Here is a 24,864-nt window from a genome sequence, read left to right on the forward strand (position 1 = left end):
GAATCGTGGACAAGTGGAAAGAGCTCGAGCAGCAACTAGGCGGTATATTCGGCTGCGCCAGGCTGCGGGCCGAAGGGCATGAGGTGATCCTGCAGAAGCGCCTCGACGGCGAGAAGCTGGTGATTCAAGTAGGCGTCGACGGCTGGATCAAGGGCGCTTGGAGCATGGTGGACGACCAGGGCGAGCCGAAGCATCCCGAGGGGCGCTTCTATCGGCCCATGCGATCGCGCGCCTGGCCGCTCAAGCAATACAAAGAACTGCGCAAGGTGTTCGGCAAGCGCAAAGCCGACGAGATGACGGCGCTGCGCACCGCGGCCGTCAGCCCCTACTGGAACAGCCCCCGCACGCTGATCAGCCACCTCAAGAAGCGCTTTCCCGATCTCGATCTGCTGCCCCGGGACGAGGTGGTGTGATGAGCAAGTGGATCCGATTCACCGATCTGGGTCCCGAGCGCTGCTGCAGCAAATGCGGCGACTGGTGGCCCGACGATGCCGAGTTCTACTACCAAAGCCGCGGCAAGAGCCGCCAACCGTGTAAGGCCTGCTATGAGCAGCTGCCGTCGGTGATCGCCAAGAAGCAGCGCCGGCCGGCGGCACAAGGAGCCCGCCCATGATATCCCGTGGCAAGCTCGCCCAGATCCATATCGCCAAGAGCCAGCTTGGTCTCAGCGATGAAGACTACCGCGCGATCCTCGCTCGCACCGCTGGCGTGAGCAGTGCCAAACAGCTCACGAATCGCAATGTCGGCGCGGTGCTGCATGAATTCCAGCGCCTGGGGTGGCAGCCCAAGCCGGCGAAGAAGGCAGGCCGTAAGGCGCCCCGGCCGCCCAAGGGGCGAGCTCGTATCATGGCCAAGATCGAGGCGATGTTGGCGCATGCCGAGCGCTCCTGGGCGTATGCCGACGGCATGGCGAAGCACATGTTTCATGTCGAGCGCGTCGACTGGCTCGACGATGACCAGCTGCAACGGCTGATGCAGGCCATGATCATCGACGCCAAGCGACAAGGAAGGTACCCCGACGATGTCTGACGATAACCTCGATCTCGGTTTCGACATCCCCGACGACGCCTTGGCGCGCATGCAGGATCCCGAGATCCTGCGCAAGTGGCCACAGGGCCTGTCGGACATGCTGACGGTGATCCATGCAGCGCTGCGGCGTGCCGGCGATGACGACGACACCGCGCGGGATCGCGCCTTTCGCGCCGTACGCGCCCTGGCCCACTACGGTGGCGGGCGCAGCCTGTACGTGCCCCAGGGACAGCAGCTCGAACGAGCCCTGCGTGACCGGGAGATCTGGGAGCGTTTCGATGGCTCCAATGTGTCAGAGCTCGCCGCCTGGACCAAATTGACCGAAGCGCAGATTTATTCAATTCTCGCTGAACAACGCAAACTGGCCCGGGATCGCCTGCAGCCAGGGCTGTTCTAAAACCAAAACAGAAGGGAACTGATATGAAGCACATTGTTACGGCCACGGTGGTGGCCACCATGAGCCTGGCTATTGCCGGCTGTGACATCAATGACTGGAATCAGAAGCGTATAGCGAAAAACGCCGTTGCGGAGAAGCTGCGAGATCCTGAATCGGCAAAGTTCAGAAGCCTGGATGTCTTCGGGCCACACGGCAGCATCGTCGTATGCGGCCAGGTTAATGGCAAGAACGGCTTCGGAGCCTACGCCGGATTTGAGCGCTTCATCAGCGAGTACGAAGGCGGCCTTGTTCGTCTCGAATCTTCGTGGGGAGAGGGCTTCGAGAGAGCCTGGGAAGAGGAATGCCGCCCGGCATCGTGACGTGCTGCGGCAAATCAGTCGAAATCCCGCCAAACAACGCAAACTGGCCAGGGGCACCTACAGCCTGAGCTGTTCTAAAGCGGTAAGGGTTGGTAAAAAGCTTCATGTCATCACTGGAGGGCACTATGAGAATATTCGCGGGGATCGTCTTGGGGCTGGCAGCCGGCACAGCCAATGCAGCAGAAGACTGCGTCAACATCTCGGACGACGAGAGCCGACTGGCCTGCTATGACGCTGAGTACCAGCCCAGCCAGTCAACTAGCACGGAATCAAGCTGGAGTGTATCGAAAGAAAAATCGCCTATTGACGACTCAGTGTCTGTCTACCTGCGGACATATTCTAAAGAGCCGATTCGCGGTCGGCTGGGGCGTGAGCGGGATGCACTGTTACTGATACGCTGCGTCGAGAACACAACGTCCATGATCCTGCAGTTTGGTGGTCATCATATGGCAAGCTTACAGCAGTATGGCCGAGTCACACTGCGTATTGACGACCAGGATGCCCGTAGAGTTCGCATGAACGAGTCGACGGATAATCAGGCATTGGGGCTCTGGAATGGTGGTAGCTCAATCCCTGTCGTGAAGCGCATGTTTGGTCATGATACGCTGACCGTTCGAGCAACCCCTTACAGCGAATCCCCCATCACAACTCAGTTTCCCATCACGGGGCTGGAAGAGGCGATCAAGCCTCTCCGAGAAGCCTGTCACTGGTAGGCAGCCCGCTAGACTGAGCAATACTCCTTCCCTGATGCCCCGCCTTGTCCCCGCGACAGGCGGGGCATTTTCGTAAACCGCTTGATTCCCGGTGTTATTCCCCCAGCCCCTAGCCTGAAAGCCTCGAAGCGTTATTCCGACAACTTTCAGGTGAGGCGACCATGGCCACCGCACGCCACTCCATTCTAACGGCCATTGCCGAAGAGAGCCGCGCGCGGCGCGGGCCGATGCCACCTCAGTTGGTGCCAATCGCCTGCAACTGCCGCACGGCAGCGGACCGTGATGCCATCAATGCCGAGCTGATCACGTTGCACGCCGAGGGCTTGATTCAGCATGTGGCAGACCCGCTGCGCGGCAATGGCGTGATGCTGACCGAGGCGGGCCAGCATGCCCAGCGCGGAGCCGACCATACCTCCGCCACGGCATCCACGAAACCGCCAGAATCGCCACCGGCTGCGCCCGCTACGCCGGCCCCCGACGAAACGCGGCCGGAGCCCGAACCCGCCTCCATGCCTGGCATCGAGCCGATCGACCCGCAACACCAGCCCGAGCTGGCCGCCTTGCTGTGCGACCTGGCCGGTGTGCTGACCGAGCGCTTGAGCGCGGCCCGCCTGGCCGGGGATACCGAGCGCCTGCACCACTATCGCGGGCTGGCCAACCGCCTTCAACGTCATCTGGGAGCCTGATCATGAAGATCTCACCCCATTTCCATCGTCATGAATTCGCCTGCAACTGTGGTTGCGGTTTCGACACCGTGGACACGCACACCCTCGAGGTCCTCGAGGTCGTGCGCGAGCACTTCGGTGTGCCGGTCAGGGTGACCAGCGGTTGCCGCTGCCCGGCTTACAACCACCAGGTGGGCGGTGCCGAGCGCAGCCAGCACCGGCTGGGCCGCGCGGCGGATATCCAGGTGCAGGGCGTCGACCCCGGGCTGGTGTTCGACTGGGTCGCCGAGCGCTTCCCGGCCACCAGCCTGGGGCGCTACGCCAACTTCACGCACATCGACACGCGCTCGGACGGCCCGGCGCGCTGGGAGGGCTGAGCCATGCTGGATGGCCTGTTCGACAATATCGACACCGAGGCGCTGAGTAGCGCCGTCTCGAAGGGGGCGCCGATCCTCGGTTCGCTGATCGGCACTCCGGCCACCGGCGCGGCAGTTGGCATGATCGCCAAGGCTCTGGGCACCGATGCCAATCCCGATGCGATTGTCCAGGAGCTGGAGCATAACCCCGAGGCCGCCAACAAACTGGCCGCCGTGGAGCGTGAGCACGAGCGTGAGCTGACGCGCATGAACCTGGAGGCGCAAACGGCGCGGCTTGGGCAGGTCAACCGCACCATGCGGGCCGAGGCGGCCAGTAACGACGCCTACGTGAGGCGCTGGCGGCCGACCTATGGCTATCTCACCGCGGCCGCCTGGTTTATCCAGATGACCGGTTTCACCGTCATCCTCGGGGTGGTGGCGTTTCGCACTCCCGGTGAGCTGGCGAGTGTCGTTGGCGCCCTGGGGGCTGTGCTGTCCGCGCTGCTCGGGCTCTGGGGTATCGCTCTGGCAGTGCTTGGCATCAACGTCCGCGAGCGTTCCAAGGACAAGCAAGTGGCCGCCGGGCAGCGGCCGAAAGGCTTCATGAATGCACTCGCCACACGCATCGCCGGCGGCAGTAAAACGGGGGAATGATGGAAGCCGAAGCCACGAATTGGCCTGCCATCAAGGTGCTCTGGGATGTCTTCCAGGGGCTGTTTCTGGCGGGTGTGACGGCCTACGTCTGGTGGAGCAACAAGCATCGCGCCACGGGCGCGGCCATCGCCGACGCCAACTCGCGGATTGACGAGCTCGGCAAGCACGTGGCCCGCCTGGAGCAGATCCTCGACAACCGCCCGGGCTATGGCGAGATCGAACAGCTACGCACCGAGATGGCCACCATGAACCGAGGCGTGGCCGAAATGGCAGCGCAGTTGCAATCGAGTAACGCGCTGCTCAATCGGCTGCACGAGTACCTGCTGACGGAGAAACAGCAACGATGAGCTACCAGGACTTTGAAACCGAGGGGCGCCGCCTCGGCATCCTGCGCATCCTATCGCGCCGCAATCAGTACACCGCCAATGAGTACTCCCTGAATGACGAGCTGCAGGGCGCCTATGCCCACCATGTGAGCCGAGACCGGCTGCATGGCGACCTGGTCTGGCTGGAAGAGCAGCAACTGGTGATCACCCAGCAGCCGCGTGCCGGCTGGGTCGTCACCCTGACCGCACGCGGCGCCGATGTCGCCCAGGGCACCGCTCAGGCGCCGGGCGTGGCGCGCCCGCGCCCCGGCCTGGTTTGAGAGGATCCGCCATGCCCCCGCGTAACAAGGTCTACGACCTGCCGCCGGAGATCCGCGACGAGCTCAATGAGCGGCTGGTCAGTACCGGCTTTCAGGGCTATTCGGCGTTAGCCGACTGGCTCTCCGAGCGCGGTTATAACGTCTCGCGCTCCAGCGTGCACCGCTACGGCCAGGACCTGCAGGAAGAGTTCGACGAGGCCATGGGCGATGTGCGCAAGACGACCGAGCTGGCACGCGCCATGGCCAGCGAGACCGAGGACGAGACCGGTGCGCTGATCGATGCCACGGCGCGGATCGTCCAGGACCAGCTGCTGCGCATCACCATCGCCATGCGCAAGGCCGAGCACGAGCCCGAGAAGGCCGCCAAGCACCTATCGAACGTGACCAAGGCGCTGGCCGATATCGGCCGGGTCTCGCTCTCACAGAAGAAATGGGCCGCCGAGGTGCGACAGGAAGTGGCCAAGGAAGCGGCGGAGGCCGCCGAAGGCGCTCTGGCCAACCAGGGCATGACGCAAGATGCCATCGACAGCATCAAGCGCGACATCCTGGGGATTGCCTGATGGCCGCAACGCTGCCCGAGTCCGTCCTGCTGCCCTACCAGAAGGCGTGGATCGAGGACGACGCCGACCTCAAGATCGCCGAGAAAAGCCGGCGCACCGGCCTGACCTGGGGCGAGGCGGCGGATGCCGTATTGAGTGCCAGCGCGGCCAAGGCGGCCGGTGGCACCAACCACTTCTATGTGGGCTCCAACAAGGAGATGGCCATCGAGTTCATCGACGCCTGCGCCATGTGGGCCAAGGCGTTCGATCGGGCCGCCTCGGCCATCCAGGAAGAGGTCCTCGAGGACGAAGACAAGGACATCCTCACCTTCAACATCCACTTCAGTAGCGGCTTCAAGATCCAGGCGCTCAGCTCAAGGCCCAGCAACCTGCGGGGGCGCCAGGGCAATGTCACCATCGATGAGGCGGCCTTCCATGAGCAGTTGGCCGAGGTGCTCAAGGCGGCCCTGGCGTTGACCATGTGGGGCGCCCGGGTGCGCTTGATCAGCACCCATAACGGCGTCGATAACCTCTTCAATGAGCTGATCCAGGACAGCCGTGCCGGCAAGAAGCGCTACAGCGTGCATCGCATCACCCTAGATGACGCCTGTGAGCAGGGGCTTTATCAGCGCATCTGCCAGGTGCGTGGCGAGACCTGGAGCCAGGTCGCCGAGGATGGCTGGAAGCGCAACCTGCTGGCCGACACGGCCACCCGCGAGGACGCCCTGGAGGAGTATTACTGCGTGCCCAAGGCGGGCGGCGGGGCTTACCTGTCGCGAGCCTTGATCGAGTCGCGGATGATCGACACGCCCGTGGTGCACTTCGAGGGCTCCAGCGAGTTCAACGCCCTGCCGGAGCCGCAGCGCGCCATGGAAATGGAAGACTGGTGCCAGCGTGAGCTGCTTCCGCTTTTAGAGCGGCTCAACCCCCTGCACGCCCACGTCTTCGGTGAGGACTTCGGGCGCAGCGGCGACCTGACGGTGATCGCGCCGATGGCGCTCACCATGCAGCTGATGCGCCGGGTGCCGTTCCTGGTCGAGCTGCGCAACGTGCCCTTCAAGCAACAGGAGCAGGTGCTGTTCTACGTGGTGGACCGCCTGCCGCGCCTGCAGGCCGGGGCCCTGGATGCGCGAGGCAATGGGCAGTACCTGGCCGAGCAGGCCGTCGACCGTTATGGCGCCGGGCGCATCAGCGCCGTGATGCTCTCCCAGGGGTGGTACCTGGAGAACATGCCGCCCTTCAAGGCAGCCTTCGAGGATGCCGGCATCGAGGTGCCGCGTGACCGCGATGTTGCAGACGACCTGCGGGCCCTGCAGGTCATCAAGGGCATCCCCAAGCTGCCGGACGGCAAGACCGGCGATGGCCAGGCGCGTCACGGTGATGCCGCCATTGCACTGGCGTTGGCACACAGTGCCAGCCTGACGGATGCCACCGAGATCGACTTTATTCGCGTGCCGCATGTCGGCACGCCTCTGGATGGTGATGACATGAGCGACGACATCGGCGGATTCGGGGAGCTGGGAGGTGGCGCATGGTAGCCCTCAAGGGAGTGATCAACCGGCTGTTCGGCGGTGGCCACCAGGCCCTGGCCGAACAGCAGACCGACGATGACAGTGCCGGCGGCGCCCGGGTGGGCCAATTAAAGCGCGAATTCGCCGAACACCCCAGCAAGGGGCTGACGCCTCAACGCCTCTACCAGATCCTCGAGGACGCCGAGCAAGGCCACTTGAAGGCCCAGGCCGAGCTATTCGACGACATGGAAGAGAAGGATGCACAGATCGGAGCCGATCTGGGCAAGCGCCGCCAGCTCGCGGCGGAGCTCGAGTGGCAGATCGTGCCGCCGGAAAACCCCAGCGCCCAGGAGAAGCGCGCCGCCGACCAAGCCGCCGAGGTGTTCGCCGGCCTCGAGGTCGAGGACCTGATCCTGGATCTCGGTACCGGTATCGGCCATGGCTGGGCCAACCTGGAGTTGCCGTGGGCCCGCGACGGCGCGATGCGCTTGATCGAGCAGCCGATCCTGCGGCCACATAGCTGGTTCCGCCTGCACCCACATGACCAGAACGTCATTACCCTGCGCGATGCCTCGGCCACCGGTGCCGAACTCTGGCCGCTGGGCTGGATTCAGCACCGTCATCGCGCCAAGGCGGGCTATGTGGCTCGCATGGGGCTGCATCGCATGCTGGCCTGGCCGTACCTGTTCCAGAACTACGCCCTGGGCGACCTGGCCGAGCTGCTCGAGGTGTACGGTCTGCCCAGTGTGGTGGGCAAGTTCCCCCGGAATGCAACCGATAAAGAGAAGGCGACCCTGCTGCGCGCCGTGGTCAGCCTGGGCAAGGATGCGCGCGGCATCATTCCCGAAGGCATGTCGGTGGACTTCCAGGAGGCCTCCGGCAAGGGCACCAGCGCCGACCTCTACAAGACCATGATGGAGTGGTGCGAGCAGTCCAAGGCCAAGGCGATCCTCGGCGGCACGCTGACCAGCGGAACCGGCGAAGGCACCAACACCAATGCCCTGGGCAATGTGCATGAGCGTGGCCAGATGAGCCTGATCCGCTCTGACGTGCGCCAGTACGCCGGCACCCTGCAGCGCTGCGTGCTCTGGCCCATGGCAGCGATGAACTTCGGCATCGAGCAGCGCCGGCGGGCGCCGCGCTTCTACCTCGACACCGGCGAACGCGAGGACTTCAAGCACCTGGCCGATACCCTGCCGACCTTTGTCGACATGGGCGCGCAGATACCGCGCTGGTGGCTGCATGAGAAGACCGGCATCCCGGTGGCCAGCGACAACGACGAGGTGCTGACGTCCCGTGCGCCACCTCAACAGGGCCCGGCGATGCTCAAGGCCACGGCCCGCCCGCCAGGCCTGGCCGCGCTGCGCGAAGCTCCGGCGGAGGCGACGCCGGCCCAGCCCGAATACTACCGCGATGCCACTCTGGGTCAGCTATCCGAGCAGGCGCAGCCCGTCATCGAAGGCTGGGTCGATCAGATCCAGGCGCTGCTCGAAGATGCCGAGAGCCTCGAGGACTTCCAGGAACAGCTCCTCGAGCGCTATGGCGATCTGGATGATGCCCAGCTGACGGAGATCATGAGCCAGGCCTTCACGGCCGCCGAGTTGGCTGGCCGCTCCACCGTGGACGACGAGGTGAGCGATGGCGCCGATTAACGCCACCTTCCGCCGATCGTTCGATGAGCAGGTTGATTTCTTCCGCCAGAAGCTGAACCTGCCCACCGAGCGCTGGGATGACCTCGCCCGGGATCAACACGACCGCGCCTTCGTCGTGGCCGGTGCCACCAAGGCCGACCTGGTGGCCGACCTGCGCGGTGCCGTGGATGACGCCATCACCAATGGCCAGAGCCTCGGCGAGTTCCGTCAGCAATTCCGTGAGATCGTCGCCAAGCGAGGCTGGACTGGCTGGACCGGCGAGGACACCAAGGCCGGCCGGGCCTGGCGCACACGGGTCATCTACAAGACCAACATGGATACCAGCTACATGGCCGGGCGTTGGGCGCAGATGACCGACCCGGACGTGATGCGCGCCCGGCCGTTCTGGCGCTACGTGCACAACACGGTCGAGAACCCGCGCGTTCAGCATCGTCGCTGGGACAATCTGGTGCTGCCTGCCGGCGATCCCTGGTTCGAGCGCCATTACCCGCCCAACGGCTGGGGCTGCAACTGCGGCGTGGAAACCATGAGTCGGCGTCAGCTGGAGCGCAGCGGCCGGGACGGTCCGGATGCGGCGCCAGGCAGTGAGATGGTAGAGCACGTCAATGACGCCACCGGTGAAGTGACCGAAGTGCCAAAGGGCGTGCAACCGGGCTGGGACTATGCTCCGGGCAAGAGCGCGGCAGAGACCGCCGTCCAGGCGCGGCTCAATCGGCTGGACAGCATCGATGCCAACGTGGCCCGGGAAAATGTCGCCCAACTGGTCGACAGCGACCTGTTTGCCCGTTTCTTCAATGGGGGCGTTGAGGGTGAGTTTCCGGTGGCCGTGGTGCCACCGATGGAACGCGAGCTCCTGGGCGCGGAAGCGGCCACGGTACTCCTCTCTCAAGTTAGTCTGGCGGCGCATATTGAACGGCACCCCGAGATCAGGCTGGCCGACTACCGTCGTGTTCAGGAGCTGCTGGATCGAGGCGCGGTCTACCGACGCGATGGTGAGGATGGCCGGTTGATCTACCTCACGGTTGACGATGTGACCTATCGGGCGGCGCTCAAGCGTACCCAGGATGGCAAGAAGCACTACTTCCTGTCGTTGTTTCGTAGCAAGACGGATCAGCCGCCGCCGGACGCGACGCGCCTGCGATAGAGCAGATAGCGGAGGGAGTGAAGAGGGAAAAGCCTGCCGCATGGGAGGCACCCACGCTAACCCTCATCAATGCCGGGCGGCAAAGGGGTCGGTAGCCATACCGATGACAGGCCCCTTCAGTTTGAGCCGATCTCGATCCGCAATCAAGTCAAGGAGTCCGCATGGCCATCAGCATCGACGACGACCAGGTGCTCCACGCCCTCGGTGATATGCAGGCGCGCAGCAAGGCGCTGCATCCGGCCATGAAGGTCATCGGCGAGGCGATGGTGGCCAGTACTCACGAGCGCTTCCGCGACAAGGAGGCTCCGGACGGGACGCCCTGGGCGCCGCTCTCGCCGGTCACCGTCGAGCGCAAGGGCCACGAGCGCATCCTGGAGGGCGCTTCGAACCAGCTCGCGCGCCAGATCAGCTATGAGGCGAGCGACGACTCGCTGGAATGGGGTAGCTCGATGATCTACGCCGCCATGCAGCACTACGGTGGCGAGCAATCCGAGTTCCCGCACCTGTGGGGCGACATCCCCGGCCGCCCTTTTCTGGGTGTCGCGGAGGACGACCAGGACGAGATCCTGTCGATCCTGGGCGACTACCTGGCCGGCCGCCTGTGAGCCGCTGTGAGGCGTTTATAGGGCTGGGTGGCTACGATGGGGCGGGCCAGGCCAGCTAGGCGGGTTAGACCCGCGTTAGATTTCTTCTGGCAGGGGGATTGAGTGAGAAGTTAGGCTTATTGGTATCTCATTGTTCCACTTTATGCGATAGGGAATATCCCATGCCAAGACGCCCAGCCTACAAGACGCTCCATTACCTGCGTGCCGTATACAACGAAAACCAGGCGCCTTCCGAGGCCTTTGCCGACTTGGTCAGAGAAAGTCTACGACGTCTACCAAGCGTAGGAGACACCAAGGTGGGCCTTAGTAACTTAGGAGTAGTCGGTATCAGGCAGCGCCATCCCGATTGCGCAGATCCTGAACGGCCTCTGCTGTTGGCTATCGGTGCCGGCGCACCTGGTGAGCGTATGGGTACCTTTGGCACTGACGTGGTGGCAGACCATGACGATGACTTGCCGGAGGATCCGCCAGAAGATAGAGCTTTCAAGCTGGCTGATGCTTTCGTGCTCATTGAGGGACAGGAGTTGCTGGTCTGCACAGATGGTGCCATGCGCGGCTACGCCTCTGCGGAAAAGTACCTGCGAGGCCTCTTCAATCGCGCCAACCTTGACCCTGCTGTCGCCGCATTCGAGTTGCAACCTGCTTCGAATCAGGAGAAGCGTCAGACCTTAGAGCGGGAAGGGGTCAAAGAAATTGCCATAAAGGGCACGATGTACGCTGCTACCCAGGAGCTAGAAGGACAAGATCCGGCCGGGTTCACCGAGTATTTCAGGCGATTCCGGCAGCGATGCCAGGACTATCTGGCTGAGGAAGTCGAGGACGAGCAAGAGCAAGAAGTTCTGGCTAGGCATTGGGCCGACATCAATGTCACCACGACGATTATGCCGAAGGGTGGCACATACGCTGTACCAGCGGTACTGACGTCGCTTGATGAAGCTGGACTCGACATGGTCGATGAGATCCCTGACGACTCCGAGGTGGTCATCACGACCCGCGCTGGCAATACCATTCGCACTGGAGATGTAATATTGAAGAAAAAGGTCCGACTTCGCCGCAAAGAACAGCAGAATGATCTGGACGCGTTCGAGGTATGGGACGAATTGAAGATTTTCCACCATGAACTTAGGCACAGAGGAGCATGGCAGCGATGAGCACAGTAAAGCAGCGGGTCAGCAGGAAGAAGGTGGCCATTGAGATGGCCAGCCTGCTGCTGTCTCTCGCTGTGGCTTGGTTTTTCCAACCTTGGTACCACTGTAGCGACAACGCCATCATCGTTGTGGTTAGCGTATTTTCGATGCTGACGGGTTTTCTCATAGCGGTGATGGCGATTGTCGCCAACGACCGTGTGATGAGGGGGAGAAACTGGAAACAGGACACCTTCTACCTTCGTCAAATCAAGCGCGAGATGCTACGCCACAAGATCACCTTTTATATCTATCTGATGGTCTTGGTCTTTGCTTTCTGTGCCAGCGTGTCAGGCTCTTGGCCATCAGCCGCTCAGCAAGCGGCAGAACATGCACTCTTGTTTTTCGTCAGCATGGGGTTGCTGCATTCTTTTCAGCTGCCGGGGGTGTTGAGCCGCAAGCACATCACCGCACTTGAGGAGCAAATACGACAACGCCGGGACGCAGAAACTGGAAAGTCCTCGAGCTCACCAAGTGGCGACTCGAAAGAACGCTAACCCCGAAAACTCCTAAAACGCTTTAAATCCAGCCTTCCTCTCATGCCCGCCAATATGCGGGCATGATCATTTTACGCACCACCTCAGCCCTGGCCGCCCTGTCGGCATCCCGCCCGGAACATCCGGTGGCGGTGTGTGCCCTGGCCGTCACTCCCGGCGACGACAAGACGCGGCTGATCCCCGCCGGCCAGTTCGATGCCCCTCGCGGATCGATGCGAGGCGGTGGCCCCTGGCGTCTCGATGAAAGCCAGGCCCGGCGCATCATCGAGCTGGCCGCCAACCGCAACACCGACATCGTCGTCGACTACGAGCATCAAACGCTGCTCAGCGAGACCAATGGTCAGCCGGCCCCGGCGGCCGGCTGGATCGCTCCGGCCTCGCTCGAGTGGCGAGCCGATGGCCTCTTCGGCCGCATCCAGTGGACCGCTGCCGCGAAAGAGTCGGTCACGCCGGGTCCGGAGGGCGAGCCTCCGGAGTACCGCTACCTCTCCCCCGTGTTCCCGTACGACGCCGAGACCGGCGCCGTGCTGGATCTGTTGCACCTGTCCCTGACCAACAACCCCGCTATCAGCGATGGCGACGCCGTGCTGGCGGCCGCCCGGCGGGCGTCGACCACCACCGAGCAAGAGGAATCCACCGTGAAACGTGAACAGCTGATCAAGGCGCTGAGCCTCGCGGCCGACGCCACGGACGAGCAGATCGAAGGCGAGCTGGCAGCACTGAAGGCCCGGGCGGATGACGCCAAGGCGCTGCGCCAGGCGCTCGATGCCAAAGACGATGCAACACCGGAAGATGCCGTGGCGGCGCTGAAGTCCAGCCAGCCCACGGCACCGGACATGAGCCAGTACGTGCCCAGGGCCGTATATGACGAGGCCCAGCAGCAGGTGGCTGCGCTGAAGGCTGGTGGCGAGTCCGCCGAGTTGAACCGGCTGATCGACGAGGGGCTGAAGGATGGCCGCATTGCCGGCCAGGCCACCGCCGAGTGGCTGAAGGGCCAGGGCCTGGCGGCCTGCAAGGCGCACCTGGAAGACGCCCCCAGCATTGCCGCGCTCAAGACCACGCAAACACAGGGAAAGGCGCCGCAGGACGCGCCCAGCCAGGGCCAGCTCAGTGATGCGGAGCTGGCGGTGTGTCGCTCCATGGGCCTGTCGCCCGAGGAATACCGCAAGGCCAACCCGGCCGATGCTCAGTAAAGGAGGCTGATCGCCATGGTTGCTGCAACCACGAACCGTAACACCCCCGTCAGGGGCGGCCACCATCGCGGGCACCCCGTCGCGGCAGGCGTGCATTGCCATGCGGGCACCGTCGCCGTGATGAATGCCAGCGGCTTTGCGGAGCCGGCCACGACCGCCACGGGGCTGGTCGCTCTGGGCGCTTTCACCTTTGAGCTGGATAACACCGCCGGCGGTGACGGCGAGCGTCTCGCCGAGATCGAGCGCGGCTGTTTCCGGCTGGCCAACGACGAAAGCGACCCGATCGCCCAGACCCAGATCGGCTCGCCCTGCTACCTGGTCGATGACCAGACCGTCGCGGCCACCGATGGCAGCGGCACCCGGTCGGCCGCCGGCTTCGTCGACGGCGTCGATGACCTGGGTGTCTGGGTCCGCCTCGATCCCACTGTTTGATAGGAGTCCCTCATGGATCTCAATTCCGCCAATCTGCAGGCGCTGTTCAAGGCCTACAAGGCCAACTTCCAGCAGGGCTTCACCTCGCTGGGCGAGCAAGGCGCGCTGTACGAGCAGTTCTGCACCACCGTGCCGTCGACCACCGCCGTCGAGGTTTACCCCTTCCTGAAAAGCCTGCCGCGTCTGCGCGAGTGGATCGGCGATCGCGTCATCCATTCCCTGGAGGGCGGCGACTTCACCATCAAGAACCGCAAGTTCGAGCTGACCGAGGGCGTGCCCCGCGACAACATCGAGGACGACACTTACGGCCTCTATGCCCCGGTGATGGAGGAGTTCGGGCGTAGCTCCCGCGAGCACCCCAATGAGCTCGCCGTCGAGATCCTGGAGGCCAACCCGACCTGTTATGACGGCCAGCCGCTGTTCGATGCCGATCACCCGGTGCTCGACAAGGCCGGCAAGGAAGTCTCGGTCAGTAACGACATGGGTGGCTCGGAACCGAGCTGGTACGTGATGGACCTGACGCGCGTCATCAAACCGCTCGTGTTCCAGAAGCGGCGTGACTATGACTTCCGCTCGATCACCAACCTGACCGATGCCGAGGTCTTCCTGCGCGACCGCTTCCTGTTCGGTGTGGATGCGCGCGCCAATGCCGGCCCCGGCCTGTGGCAGTTGGTGGTCCGCAGCAACCAGCCGTTCACGGCGGAGAACTACGAGGCCGCACGCAAGCGCCTGCAGGAGATCTCCGGTGACTACGGCCGGCCGCTGGCCCTGCGCCACTCGCACACCATGGTGCCCAACGGTCTCGAAGGCCCTGCCCGCAAGGTGCTGCAGAACGAGTTGACCGCCGGCGGCGCCACCAACGAATGGGCCGGCACCTCGCAGCTCATCCTCAACCCCTGGCTGGCCGCAGCCTGATAGGAGGCGCTCATGGCGACGCAGAAAACCACGGCTCGCAAGGCGCCCTCCAAGGCTGGCAGCCAGAAAGCTCCGGCCGATGCCGAGGAAATCCCGGCGGTATTCGTGCGCACCCGGCGCGGCATCAAGAGCCGGCGCCGAGCCGGGCATCGCTTTACTCGCGAGGGATTTGGCATCGCGCTCTCGGCGCTGAGCGAGGCGCAGGTCGCACAGCTGCGTGACGACCCTGCCCTGGAGGTGAAGGACTGCACGCTGCCGGCCGAAGCGGACAGCGAGAGCGAGGCCTGACATGCCCTACATCGATCAGCAGCAACTGGCGACCCGCTTCGGTGAGACGGAGCTCAAGGCGTTGGCGCCGGACGGCCAGGGTGGCATCGATGCCGACACCGTCGCGCGTGCCTGTGCCGATGCCGCCGGCGAGATCGATGCCCGGCTGGTGGCGGCGGGCTACACCACGCCGCTCGACCCGGTGCCGTCGATCGTGACGGCCCATGCGGCCGACATTGCCCGCTACCGGCTGTATGACGAGCACGCCACAGAGGTGGTAGTGGCGCGCTACCAGCACGCCATCCGCTTCCTGCGCGATGTTGCCCGAGGTGAGGTCATGCTCGGCAGCAAGAACGAGCCGACCACACCGGAGGCCACCGCGCAATTCGACAGCAAGCCGCCGATCATGCCGGGCGGTGGATTCTGAGGAGAGATCCCATGACGCGCAAGCAAACGGGGGGCAAGGCGCCCGCTAAGCAAGACACGCCGCCACCGCGCAGGCAGGTCCGCGTGAACGTCAAGACGCGGCAGCCGGGCCAGCGCCGCCAGGTGGCCGGGGTGATCATCACCGGCGAGCCGAAAGCGCTGGTGGTGGATGAACGCGGCAGTGCCTACAAGGCGCTGACGCGGGGCCCCGGGCTGGTGGTCGAGCGGTTGCCCGATACGCCGTCAGCCGAGGCCGACGACTGATGCTGGATCTGGCGCCCTGGAAGGATCGCGTGGCCAGCGTAATGGACGCGGGAACTCCGGTCAGCCTGGCGGCGACGGTCGACAGCGCCAAGAAGGCCAAGGCGCTACCGTCGCTGCAGCTGGTGGCAGGCCGCGACCGAGTGCGCCAACAGCCACAGGTGGGCGGCACGCGGCATCGTGTGACTGGCGAGGTGATGCTGGTATCGGCGGTACCGCGCCATGGTCATGCCGCGCTGCCTGAGGGCGCCGACATGCTGACAGCGCTGCGTGAGCCGGCCCTGGGCGCACTGATCGGTTGGCTGCCACCCGGCGGCGAGATCGAGATTCACTGGAATGGTGGGCAGCTGCTCGCGCTCGCCGACCATGCGCTTTTCTGGGTCGATGTGCTGTCGACCGACTATTGGTGGAGGACCACACCGTGAGCATGAGAACCAATCGCCGGGCGATGCTGTTCGCCCTGGAGAGCCAGTACAACGATGGCTCGACGACCCCCGAAGCTGCCACGGATGCACTGCTGATGCGCAGCATCACAGTGACGCCGCTCTCCGGCAGCGACATCGAACGCAACTTCATTCGCCCTTACTACGGCAACTCACCAAAGGCGCCGGGCGAGAAACACGTCCAGGCCGAGATCGAGTTCGAGCTCTCGCCTTCCGGCACGGTCGGCACGGCGCCGGCCTGGGGCAAGGTGCTGCGCAGCTGCGGCTGGAGCGAGGTCATCGAGGAAGGCGTTTCCGTCACCTACTCCATGGTCAGCAGCGACGAGGACAGCGGTGTGTTCTTCGCCCACGTCGACGGCACCCTGCACAAGGGCCGGGGCGCGCACGGCTCCGCTCAGTTCACCCTCAACGCCGAGAGCATGCCGGTGCTGAAGGTCACGCTGTATGCCTTGATCAGCCCGGTCACCAAGGCCGAGCTGCCGACCGTGGACCTGACCAACTGGGTCGATGGCTTGGCCATCAACACGGCCAACACCGAGGTGCTCCAGGTGTTCGGTGCGGCGAGCCCGTTCAGCGAGTTCAGCTTCGACCAGGCCGGGGACGTGAAGCAGCGCAAGGTGGTCGGTGCCAATGACATCGCCATCACCGGCCGCTCGCCCAGCGGATCCTTCACGATCGACGACCCGGGCGTGGAGACCGTCAACTTCTTCGAGAAGTCGCAGAACGCCGAGACCGGCGCCCTCAAGCTGGTGCACGGCAAGGAGGCCGGTTCGATCATCGAGTTCAACATGCCCTCGATCGGCATTGAAAGCCCCAGCTACGCCGATGGCGACGGGGTGCAGATGCTCAGCATGAACTACGCCCCGCAACCCGTCGACGGTGACGACGAAGTCACCATCGTCCTCAAATAAGGAGAACGTCATGTTCAAGGTCAACACCCAGCGCACCTACCAGTATCCCGTCAACGCCACCATCTACGACGAGGATGGCAAGGAGTGCACCGGCAAGTTCAAGGCTCGCTTCAAGGTGCTGCCGCATGATGAAGCCAAGGAGCTGCCGGAGGACACCTCGCTGCTCGAGGTCGTGCTGACCGGCGTCAGCGAGATCGAGATCCCCGGTCCGGATGGCGCGCCGCTGGCGGGCGAGGCGCTGGTTGAGGCGGTCAAGAACGACCCGGCGCTGTCCACGGCGACCCAGGCCGCCTACCAGGAGTCGATCGTAAAAAAGAACCGTCCCAGGAGCTGATCGAGCTGGGGAGCGCCTGGGTGTCGCAGACCCGGGCGCCCAGCCGGGTGGCCGATGACCTGGCAGAGCTCGGTATTCGAGCGGCCGATGGCATCGCTCCCTCGGCCGAGGACACGGCAGTACCGGTGCTACCGGAAAACTGGGAGGCCCTGGAGCTGTTTCTGGAGCTGGCCACCCAGTGGGTGTACGACACCGGCGATGGCGACCGTGACCGGTGTCGAGGTCTGAGTTACCCCGCCGTGTATGGCCATCCGCGTTATGCGCGGCTGGATTTCGACACCCAGGAAGCACGCCTCAAGCAGATTCGGCTTCTCGAAATCGGTGCCCTGCGGGCAATGAAGGACTAGCAGCGTGGCTGATGATCTCAAACTCAAGGTAACGCTCACCGGTGATGGCCGCCGCCTCACCGGCGCGCTGGATAATGCCCAGAGCGAGGTGCGCCAGTTCGGTGACATGAGCGATCGCCAGGGCCAGCGTGCCTCGGCGGCGATGGACCGCACCGGCGAGAGTGCCGAGACCGTTAGTGGCCACCTGCGCGAGATGAACGGCGTGGGGCAGGCCGTGCGCTCGACGCTGCTGGGCGTAGGGACGGCGCTGGCCGGTGCCTTTGCCGCTGGCAGTATTCGCAACCAGGCGCGAGTCATCGCCGATACGCACTCTCTTGCAGAGGCGCTGGATGTCAGCACCGGCAAGCTGCAAGCCTGGCAGTACGCCGGTGAGCAGGTCGGCCTGGGCGCCGACAAGATGGGCGATATCTTCAAGGACACCAGCGACAAGCTGGGGGATTTCGCGCGCACCGGTGCCGGCGAGGCCGTCGACCTCGTCGAGCAGATGGGGCTCAACATCGACAAGCTGGTCCAGCGCTCACCGGATCAGCAACTACTCAAGATCGGCGAGGCCCTGGATGGCCTGACGGCCTCGGAGCGCACCTTCTTCCTGGAGAGCTTGGCAGACGAGGCCGTGCGCCTGCAGCCGCTCCTGGAGAACAACGCCGCCGGGCTGCGCGAATACACCGCCGAGGCCCGCGCCCTGGGCGTGGCCATGGATGACGGCGCGATCGATAGCGCCGTGCAAGCCAACCGCGCCATGCTCCAGCTCGAGGGCTCCATCAACGGCCTGGTCAACCAGCTGACAGCGGAGCTCGGCCCGGGGCTCGCCAGCACCGTGGAGGATTTCACCGACTGGATCGAGCGTGCCGGCGGCGCGGAAGCCGTCCTCGAGGACATCACGGATGTGGCCTCGACCCTCGCCGTGCTGCTGGCCGGCCGCTATGCGGGGGCGCTGGCCACGGCAACGGCGGCCAAGATCGCCGCGACCCAGCAAGCCGTGGCATATCAAGCTGCCCTGGCACGCATGGCTGGTGTCTCACGCGGTGCCGCTGCCGCACAGATGACCATGGCGGGTGCCTCGCGGGCCGCCGCTGGGGCGCTGGCCCTGGTAGGCGGGCCGCTGGGCCTCCTCGTTGGTGCTGGTGGGCTGCTGTACATCTTCCGAGAGGAGCTCGGGCTCGTTGATAAAGCGGCTCAGGGTGCGACTCGGGCGCTGAACGCCAACTCCCAGGCAATCCGCAGTGGCGGCGAGGCCGCGCTAAATAGTAGCTATGAGGCGTTGACGCTTTCTCTTGAGGAAGTGTCTCTCCAAGCCCAAGAAGCCATGGCGCAACTTGTGGAACTTGAGGCCAGGGAGCGCTTTTACGCCGATTCGAACAAAGGGGTTGCAGAGAGTGTCAGGGCGGCAATTGCCGAACAGCACGACGCATTGGCAGGCCTGTGGGAGCGCCAGGTTGATCTTCAACAAGCGATTGAGGAGAACCGGCAGCGTAGGGAAGCGCTAACCAATGCTGACCGTGAGGGCGCGGCCGTTCTCAAGACCCTGGATGACTGGTTGTTTGAAACTGCCGAATCTACGCAGCAAAACGCTGATGCGACCTCCTCAGCCGCCGAGTCCGCCGACACCTTCACCTCCGACCTGGAGTCCCTGCGCGAACAGCTCGACCCTGCCTACGCCGCATCTCAGCGGCTCGCCGAATCTACCCCACTGCTCGACCAGGGGCTGGCCAGTGGCGCCCTGTCGCTTGATGAGTACCTAAAGCTTTGGGACAAGGCCGCCGAGCGCTTCTCCAGCGCCGGCGACGGTGCCAAAGACGCCGCGAATACCGTCGATGATGAAAGCGACGCCATGGCCACGACCTGGGAACGTCGACTGGAACGCATGGACGACGCGACCGTGGATATGTGGCGCTCCTTCCTGGACGGCTCTGAAGATGCCTTCGGCTCCTTCAAGCGGCTCGCGATTAACACCCTCGCCGAGGTGATCCATCAATACACTACCCGCCGGATAACCGCCTCGATCGGCGCAAATATTGGGGGTGGCCAGGGGGCGCAGAGTGGCGGCATGCTCAGCGGTTCCGGTGGTGGCATGGACATGGGAACTCTGGCGAAGGCCGGAAAATGGGGATACAACCAGCTGTTTGGTGCAGGTGCAGGGGCTGTTGGTGCATCAGGTACCGCCGCCGTAGGGTACGGCTCGGGGTTCGGCTCGCAAGTGGCTACGGGCGGCTATGGCGGCGGTTGGGCTGGCTCGGCATCCGGCGCGGCAAGCTCAGGGGCCGGCGGTTTTGCATCCAGCGCTGGCAGCATGGCGTCTAGTGCTGCGAGTGGATTGGCGACAGCCGGGGCTGGTATGGCAGGCGGCTGGGCTGGTGGCGAAGTTGCCGGAGCATTCACTGACAAGCAGGCGAACTCAAACTACGGGCAGATGGCAGGTACTGCCGTGGGTGCCTACGTTGGTTCAGTCGTTCCGGTTATCGGGACATATATTGGATCAGCTATCGGTGGGTTCCTGGGAGGCGCGGCAGATACCCTGTTTGGCTCATATACACCGTTTGAAGGCCGGTTTGGCACTACGGAGACCCTGGAACGCTCGGAGGGGGCAGGAAAAGACGGTGTTTTTGAGCATCAAGACAATGCCCGCTTCCACGGCCAAAGTGCACTCGGTTTTACGGGCTTCAGGGACGTTGGCACTAAGCGGCTGCAGCGAGCAGGAACTGGGGATAAGGATTGGGCTGAAGAGCTCACGGCCGCCTCGGTTGAGATGGATAACCTCGTGGCCACGATGGCCAGTAGCGAGGGTGAGCTGGAAGGCATGCGCGATGCTGTCCAGTCGATGGAGATAAGTTCCAGCAACGCGGGCGAGGTCATCGACTTTGCGCTCAAGGAAAGGGCGCTGGCAGCGCTCGAAACCGTCGGTCGGTCATTCAACGACGAAATCACCGAACTGCCTACAGAAGAGTTCGCGGCCAAGATGGAAAACATGGTCGGCGGATTCAGCGTCATTAGTAACGCGACAGAGCAGCTCAACCTGCAGTTCAACGCGACGGCGGATAATGCGTTGGTGGCAGCAGGCAACATTGCCGAAATGGTCGGAGGGTCGAAGAGCCTTCAGCAGCTTCAGTCGCAGTTCTTCCAGACATACACATCTGATGTCGAGAAAGCCGCCAACAGCTATAGCGACGTCTATGAAGCGCTGCGCGGTATCACTGATGAGATTCCCACAACAAAGGCCCAGTATCGGCAGCTGGTGGAAGCTCAGAAGCTGAATACCCAGGCTGGCCAGGAGGCCTACGCGCAGCTACTGCAGCTGGCCCCTGCGTTCGCCCAAGTTGCCGGCAGTGTCAAAGACGTCGTGACATCCATCTATAACGATGTGCTCAAGCGAGACCCGGACGAGGCCGGGCTGAACCACTACGTGGAGGCCATTGAATCCGGCTCGATGACGGTCAGCGACGCACTGAATGAGATCCGCTCGTCGTCAGAAGCCGCTTCTGTCGCCGCGAACGGCGCTGCAGACTCGATCAACGACCAGGCCGATGCATCACGCCTCGCCGATCAACGCGCCCGGATGAATATCGAGATCCTCCGGCTGCAAGGCCGTGAGGAAGAGGCATTGCGGCGCGAGCGCGAACATGAGCTGGCATCGATGGATGAGAGCCTGCGGCCGCTGAAAGAGCGGATGTGGGCCCTCCAGGACGCGGCCGACGCGGAAGACGAAGCGAAGCAAAAAGCGGAAGAGCGCGCCAAGGCGCTGCGTGATGCCGAGGAAGAGCTGGCTGGCTTTGCGACGACGATTCATAGCTGGATCGATCAGATGGAGTCCACGGATCGCGGGCTGGCCTCACCCGGAGACCAGTTGGCGGCCGCGTCTGAGGCGTATCGCGAGCAGCTTGCAGCAGCGCGCTCCGGCGACCGCGACGCTCTCGGATCGATCACGCAATACGCTGACCGTTTCATTGAGGCGCAAAAGGGCTGGAGCGGCAGCGGCGGTGAGACGGCATCGGTCGTGGATGGCATCAAGTCGGAACTCGCCGAGCTGCCGGAGCGGCTGAGTGCCGAGGAATTTCTGGCCCAGGAGTTCCGCTCGGCCATCACCGAGGATCTGCCACGCGAGATCGAGAGCGCCATCTTTGACACTCGCTACCGCATTGGCAGCCTGATTGAGTTTGCTGCCAATGCCCAGGGGCTGCCTGCGGACCTGCGCAACATCCTGCAGACCCGTGCTCATCAGTTGAGCGCGACGATCGACTACCTGGTCGGCAGCAACGAGCTCGACCCTGATCATCGCCGACTTGCGCTGGAAGCCAGCAACTCCTATGTGACCTGGCTGGACCTGGTGGTTCGGGAAGACCTCACCGCCGGCAATCGCCGGCTGGCCCTGGGTTCGACCAACGACTACCAGACTTGGCTGGATCTCGCCGTACGCAGCGATGAGCTCTCGCCGGATAACCGGAAGCTGGCCCTGCAATCCGCCAATGACTATGCGGTGTATGTCAGCAACGTGCTGGAGAAGGATCTAGCCCCAGGCACGCGGCGCCTGGCACTACAGCGCGGCAACGATTACGCGGCCAGCATTGCACTGACGTTGAGCGCCGACATCAGTGCCGATAATCGTCGTTTGGCCCTATCAGCCGGCAACGAATACCGGGCGTGGCTGGATCTGGCGGTTCGCAGCAACATCTCACGCGATAACCGGCGCCTCGCGCTGAATAACGGCAATACCTATCAGACCTGGCTGGATCTGGCCGTTCGAAAGGATCTCAGTGCGGGCGATCGGCGCATGGCCCTGTCATCGGCCAATCGATATGCCGTGCACGTGCAGAACATCCTCAAGAGTGATTTGAGCGCTGACAACCGGCGTTTGGCGCTGCGCTCGGGTAATGACTACAGCGTCGCCGTGAATGCAGCTCTCAACGGCGGTGTGTCGTCCTCGGTTCGTGAGTTGGTGTTCAGCGCCGGCAATGCCTACACGACCGTCGTCGATGGCGTAATGGCGCGCGGGTTCAATCGCAACGTCCGAAAACTGGCGCTCGAGTCCGGTAATCAGTTTACGACATCAATGCGGGCCTATCTGCGAGATGGGCAGTTGAGCCGTCGTGAACGCAAGCTGCTCGATGCGAACGCAGAGAACATCGTCCGGCGGCTACGCGTCAGCGGCGGGCTGGATCTCTCCCAGGATGAGTGGGCCGTCATCAATGCCGCTGAAGGGACCAAGCGTCTCGAAGTGCTCGCTAATGTGGCCTTCAAGCCAGCAGAAATGAAGGCCCTCGGTAGCATCGAAGTCAACACGCGGAAAGTGCGTGAGTTCTTCGAGCGTGCCGGGAGCCCCAGCTGGGGTCTGCGCGTATCGATGTCTCGCCATCAGGACGTCTCGGCGATCCGTTCGATCGGTTATCACACGGCCAAGCAATTCCGTGGCGAGTTCCGGGGCTCCGGGGTTGGGCTGCCCATCACGATTGCGAACGCACACAACCAGGGTGGCATCCGCGCGATCGCCGGTGTCTGGAAGAACGAGTGGAAGAACCGGGGTGTCCAGGGCTTTGCACGCGGCGGCTGGACCGGCCCTGGCGGCAAGTACGATGAAGCCGGGGTCGTGCACGCCAATGAGTTTGTGGTGCGCAGCGAAGTTGTCCGCCAGCCAGGCGTGCGCGACATGCTCGAGGCACTCAACAGAGGCGGCACGCCCATGCCTGCACCGCCCACATCGGCACCTGCTGCCCCCATGCCGCCATCGTCTCTGCAACGCGGGTCCCGCGACGACGCGCTGCTGCGCGAGGCCAACGCCCTGCACCGCGAAATGACGCGGCTGCTCGAGGAACTGCGGCGCTATGCGCAGAGCGATCAGGCCCAGCGTGGCGAAGGCTTCCGGCGCGTCGAGCGCGCGACTGAACGAGGTAACAAGATGCTGTCGCGGTTGGCGGCGGATAAACGACTGGAGGACGCGCGCACATGACCTGGTTGATCGATATTGATGCTCTGGATGCGCAAGACCAGCCGGCCACGCTGCGCTATTCGCTGGGGCGCTATGACGCCCCGGACGATGCCTTCTATGACCCTCGCATCGAGCAGCCGGGCCTGTACGAGGCGGGGCTCTACGCCGGCGAGCTGCTGGACCAGGGGCGCAGCGGCCACGGCGAGACCACGCTGATCAACGCGGACGGCGCCCTTGACGGATTGGCCGACTACGCCGTGGATGGCCGGCAGATGATGTTGCGGCGCCATGACGGCACATTGCAGACGGTGTTGGCCGGCACGGTGTCGCGGCTGTCCTTCGAGCCGGGACTGGTTTCGATCAAACTGCGCGAGCCGCTGGAACCGCTGAAGACGTCCCACCCGCATGAAGTCTACGCAGGCGACAATAGCCTGCCGGACGGCCTGGAGGGGGCCGACGACGATATTGGCGGGTCGCCCAAGCCGTTGCTATTCGGCCAAGCCCGCAACGCCACCCCGGACCTGGTCAACACCGCGAGGCTCATCTATCAGGTCTCATCACGCAGCGATTGCCAGGTTCAAGCCGTTTACGACCAGGGTAGCGAGTTGGAAGACGAGGGTGATTACGCTTCGCTGAGCGAGCTGCAGTCCACCGCACCGGCGGAAGGAAAATATCGTAGCTACCAGGGCTATGTACGCCTGGGCTTATCTGCGGGCGGCGCCGTCACCGTTGATGCCACCACCAGTCAGCCGCTCGCCGGCGATGTTGCGGCTGAGTTGGCGGCCGATCGCGGCTGGACGATCGCGGCTGGCGACGTTACCGCGCTCAACCAGGCCGGCCCGGTGCGCCTCTACGTTACCGATGCCACGAACACCCTCGACCTGCTCGACCGCATCGCGGTATCCGTCGGCGGCTACATCAGCGCCGTGGCTTCCGGTGAGCTGCGTATACGCCGCATCACGGCGCCCGGCACGCCGCTCATGACGCTGCATGACTACGAGATCATTGATGCCAAACGTAGTGCGAATGGTGCGGGGCCTAACGGTTTGCCGATCCGCAAGGTGACCCTGAATACCGATCGCATCGAGACGACCCAGACCGACCTGAATGGCAACGTTCCGGAGTCCCGTCGCTCACGGCTAGCACGAACGACGCGTCCTGTGTCGGCGACGCGCCAGGCCACAGCAGACCGTCACCCTCTTGCGGACGAGATCACCATCGACAGTGTGCTCGGCTCCCGCAGCCACGCCCAAGCTATCGCCGATGACCTGGTCGAGCTGCTCGGCGTTAGGCGCGACGTGGTGACAGTGACGGCGCGCGTCAGCGTGCTGCAGTCGCTGTCCGTGGGGGAATGGATCGAGATCGAGACGCCGCGCTACGGCTACGCCGATGGTCGGGTGATGCTGGTCACCGGGTACCGGATCGACGCCATTACCGGCGAACTCAACATCAATCTATGGGGGTGAC

General features: G+C 63.9%; 30 protein-coding genes. All 30 read left to right on the forward strand.

The features are described from left to right. The first annotated feature begins 5 nt into the window (after positions 1-5). The 30 genes from QWY79_RS03515 to QWY79_RS03660 all read left to right on the forward strand — a co-directional run bounded on the left by QWY79_RS03515 (position 6) and on the right by QWY79_RS03660 (position 24,863). Positions 6-413 (forward strand): hypothetical protein, encoded by a 408-nt coding sequence (locus QWY79_RS03515; RefSeq protein WP_290269955.1) that lies wholly within the window; start codon positions 6-8, stop codon positions 411-413. After that, positions 413-613 carry a hypothetical protein gene (locus QWY79_RS03520; RefSeq protein ID WP_290269958.1) on the forward strand — a complete coding sequence of 67 codons (201 nt, stop codon included), beginning with the start codon at positions 413-415 and terminating at the stop codon, positions 611-613. Before QWY79_RS03515 ends, QWY79_RS03520 begins: the two co-directional genes overlap by 1 nt. Continuing rightward, complete coding sequence (locus QWY79_RS03525) at positions 610-1,029, forward strand: gp16 family protein (RefSeq protein WP_290269960.1); 420 nt, start codon at positions 610-612, stop codon at positions 1,027-1,029. The genes QWY79_RS03520 and QWY79_RS03525 overlap by 4 nt, the downstream gene beginning before the upstream one ends. Further along, positions 1,022-1,426 carry a Mor transcription activator family protein gene (locus tag QWY79_RS03530; protein WP_290269963.1) on the forward strand — a complete coding sequence of 135 codons (405 nt, stop codon included), beginning with the start codon at positions 1,022-1,024 and terminating at the stop codon, positions 1,424-1,426. The genes QWY79_RS03525 and QWY79_RS03530 overlap by 8 nt, the downstream gene beginning before the upstream one ends. A gap of 23 nt (positions 1,427-1,449) precedes the next feature. Continuing rightward, positions 1,450-1,785: a hypothetical protein gene (locus tag QWY79_RS03535; protein WP_290269966.1), complete on the forward strand. Its 336-nt coding sequence runs from the start codon at positions 1,450-1,452 to the stop codon at positions 1,783-1,785. Positions 1,786-1,889: 104 nt separating this feature from the next. Next, on the forward strand, positions 1,890-2,498 hold the full coding sequence (locus tag QWY79_RS03540) for a type VI secretion system-associated protein TagO (protein WP_290269968.1): 609 nt from the start codon (positions 1,890-1,892) through the stop codon (positions 2,496-2,498). 161 nt (positions 2,499-2,659) lie between these two features. Further along, complete coding sequence (locus QWY79_RS03545) at positions 2,660-3,184, forward strand: hypothetical protein (RefSeq protein ID WP_290269970.1); 525 nt, start codon at positions 2,660-2,662, stop codon at positions 3,182-3,184. Positions 3,185-3,186: 2 nt separating this feature from the next. Beyond that, positions 3,187-3,540 (forward strand): D-Ala-D-Ala carboxypeptidase family metallohydrolase, encoded by a 354-nt coding sequence (locus QWY79_RS03550; protein WP_290269972.1) that lies wholly within the window; start codon positions 3,187-3,189, stop codon positions 3,538-3,540. Positions 3,541-3,543: 3 nt separating this feature from the next. Next, a complete protein-coding gene (locus QWY79_RS03555) occupies positions 3,544-4,173 on the forward strand; it encodes a 3TM-type holin (protein ID WP_290269974.1) in 630 nt (209 codons plus the stop codon). Beyond that, a complete protein-coding gene (locus tag QWY79_RS03560) occupies positions 4,170-4,520 on the forward strand; it encodes a DUF2730 family protein (RefSeq protein WP_290269976.1) in 351 nt (116 codons plus the stop codon). Before QWY79_RS03555 ends, QWY79_RS03560 begins: the two co-directional genes overlap by 4 nt. Then, positions 4,517-4,819: a VpaChn25_0724 family phage protein gene (locus tag QWY79_RS03565; RefSeq protein WP_290269978.1), complete on the forward strand. Its 303-nt coding sequence runs from the start codon at positions 4,517-4,519 to the stop codon at positions 4,817-4,819. Before QWY79_RS03560 ends, QWY79_RS03565 begins: the two co-directional genes overlap by 4 nt. 11 nt (positions 4,820-4,830) lie before the next feature. Next, complete coding sequence (locus tag QWY79_RS03570) at positions 4,831-5,379, forward strand: DUF3486 family protein (RefSeq protein WP_290269980.1); 549 nt, start codon at positions 4,831-4,833, stop codon at positions 5,377-5,379. After that, positions 5,379-6,896: a hypothetical protein gene (locus QWY79_RS03575; protein ID WP_290269982.1), complete on the forward strand. Its 1,518-nt coding sequence runs from the start codon at positions 5,379-5,381 to the stop codon at positions 6,894-6,896. Before QWY79_RS03570 ends, QWY79_RS03575 begins: the two co-directional genes overlap by 1 nt. Beyond that, complete coding sequence (locus QWY79_RS03580; protein ID WP_290269984.1) at positions 6,890-8,521, forward strand: DUF935 domain-containing protein; 1,632 nt, start codon at positions 6,890-6,892, stop codon at positions 8,519-8,521. The genes QWY79_RS03575 and QWY79_RS03580 overlap by 7 nt, the downstream gene beginning before the upstream one ends. Beyond that, the gene (locus tag QWY79_RS03585) at positions 8,508-9,665 is read left to right on the forward strand and encodes a phage head morphogenesis protein (protein WP_290269986.1); all 1,158 of its coding nucleotides are present in this window, start codon (positions 8,508-8,510) and stop codon (positions 9,663-9,665) included. Before QWY79_RS03580 ends, QWY79_RS03585 begins: the two co-directional genes overlap by 14 nt. A gap of 161 nt (positions 9,666-9,826) precedes the next feature. After that, entirely contained in the window at positions 9,827-10,270 is a 444-nt protein-coding gene (locus QWY79_RS03590; RefSeq protein WP_290269988.1) for a phage virion morphogenesis protein, read from the forward strand. A 161-nt stretch (positions 10,271-10,431) separates the two neighbouring features. Further along, positions 10,432-11,421, forward strand: a complete 990-nt coding sequence (locus tag QWY79_RS03595) for a hypothetical protein (RefSeq protein ID WP_290269990.1) — start codon at positions 10,432-10,434, stop codon at positions 11,419-11,421. Further along, the gene (locus QWY79_RS03600) at positions 11,418-11,951 is read left to right on the forward strand and encodes a hypothetical protein (RefSeq protein ID WP_290269992.1); all 534 of its coding nucleotides are present in this window, start codon (positions 11,418-11,420) and stop codon (positions 11,949-11,951) included. The genes QWY79_RS03595 and QWY79_RS03600 overlap by 4 nt, the downstream gene beginning before the upstream one ends. A gap of 62 nt (positions 11,952-12,013) precedes the next feature. Next, positions 12,014-13,144: a phage protease gene (locus QWY79_RS03605; RefSeq protein WP_290269994.1), complete on the forward strand. Its 1,131-nt coding sequence runs from the start codon at positions 12,014-12,016 to the stop codon at positions 13,142-13,144. Between the two features lie 15 nt (positions 13,145-13,159). Further along, a complete protein-coding gene (locus QWY79_RS03610; protein WP_290269995.1) occupies positions 13,160-13,576 on the forward strand; it encodes a hypothetical protein in 417 nt (138 codons plus the stop codon). Positions 13,577-13,588: 12 nt separating this feature from the next. Continuing rightward, the gene (locus tag QWY79_RS03615) at positions 13,589-14,491 is read left to right on the forward strand and encodes a Mu-like prophage major head subunit gpT family protein (protein ID WP_290269998.1); all 903 of its coding nucleotides are present in this window, start codon (positions 13,589-13,591) and stop codon (positions 14,489-14,491) included. Between the two features lie 12 nt (positions 14,492-14,503). Then, on the forward strand, positions 14,504-14,779 hold the full coding sequence (locus QWY79_RS03620) for an HI1506-related protein (RefSeq protein ID WP_290270000.1): 276 nt from the start codon (positions 14,504-14,506) through the stop codon (positions 14,777-14,779). Between the two features lies 1 nt (position 14,780). After that, entirely contained in the window at positions 14,781-15,185 is a 405-nt protein-coding gene (locus QWY79_RS03625; RefSeq protein ID WP_290270002.1) for a gp436 family protein, read from the forward strand. Positions 15,186-15,196: 11 nt separating this feature from the next. Further along, positions 15,197-15,448 carry a hypothetical protein gene (locus QWY79_RS03630; RefSeq protein ID WP_290270005.1) on the forward strand — a complete coding sequence of 84 codons (252 nt, stop codon included), beginning with the start codon at positions 15,197-15,199 and terminating at the stop codon, positions 15,446-15,448. After that, positions 15,448-15,870 (forward strand): phage tail terminator protein, encoded by a 423-nt coding sequence (locus QWY79_RS03635; RefSeq protein WP_290270007.1) that lies wholly within the window; start codon positions 15,448-15,450, stop codon positions 15,868-15,870. The genes QWY79_RS03630 and QWY79_RS03635 overlap by 1 nt, the downstream gene beginning before the upstream one ends. 2 nt (positions 15,871-15,872) lie before the next feature. Then, entirely contained in the window at positions 15,873-16,799 is a 927-nt protein-coding gene (locus QWY79_RS03640; RefSeq protein ID WP_290270072.1) for a phage tail tube protein, read from the forward strand. Between the two features lie 10 nt (positions 16,800-16,809). Next, complete coding sequence (locus QWY79_RS03645; RefSeq protein ID WP_290270009.1) at positions 16,810-17,133, forward strand: hypothetical protein; 324 nt, start codon at positions 16,810-16,812, stop codon at positions 17,131-17,133. A 20-nt stretch (positions 17,134-17,153) separates the two neighbouring features. Continuing rightward, on the forward strand, positions 17,154-17,480 hold the full coding sequence (locus tag QWY79_RS03650; RefSeq protein ID WP_290270010.1) for a DUF1799 domain-containing protein: 327 nt from the start codon (positions 17,154-17,156) through the stop codon (positions 17,478-17,480). Positions 17,481-17,484: 4 nt separating this feature from the next. Next, on the forward strand, positions 17,485-23,418 hold the full coding sequence (locus QWY79_RS03655) for a DUF4214 domain-containing protein (RefSeq protein ID WP_290270014.1): 5,934 nt from the start codon (positions 17,485-17,487) through the stop codon (positions 23,416-23,418). Further along, on the forward strand, positions 23,415-24,863 hold the full coding sequence (locus tag QWY79_RS03660; RefSeq protein WP_290270015.1) for a hypothetical protein: 1,449 nt from the start codon (positions 23,415-23,417) through the stop codon (positions 24,861-24,863). Before QWY79_RS03655 ends, QWY79_RS03660 begins: the two co-directional genes overlap by 4 nt. The last annotated feature ends 1 nt before the right edge of the window (position 24,864 follow it).

This window comes from Halomonas sabkhae (genome assembly GCF_030409265.1).
GTDB lineage: Bacteria > Pseudomonadota > Gammaproteobacteria > Pseudomonadales > Halomonadaceae > Halomonas > Halomonas halmophila.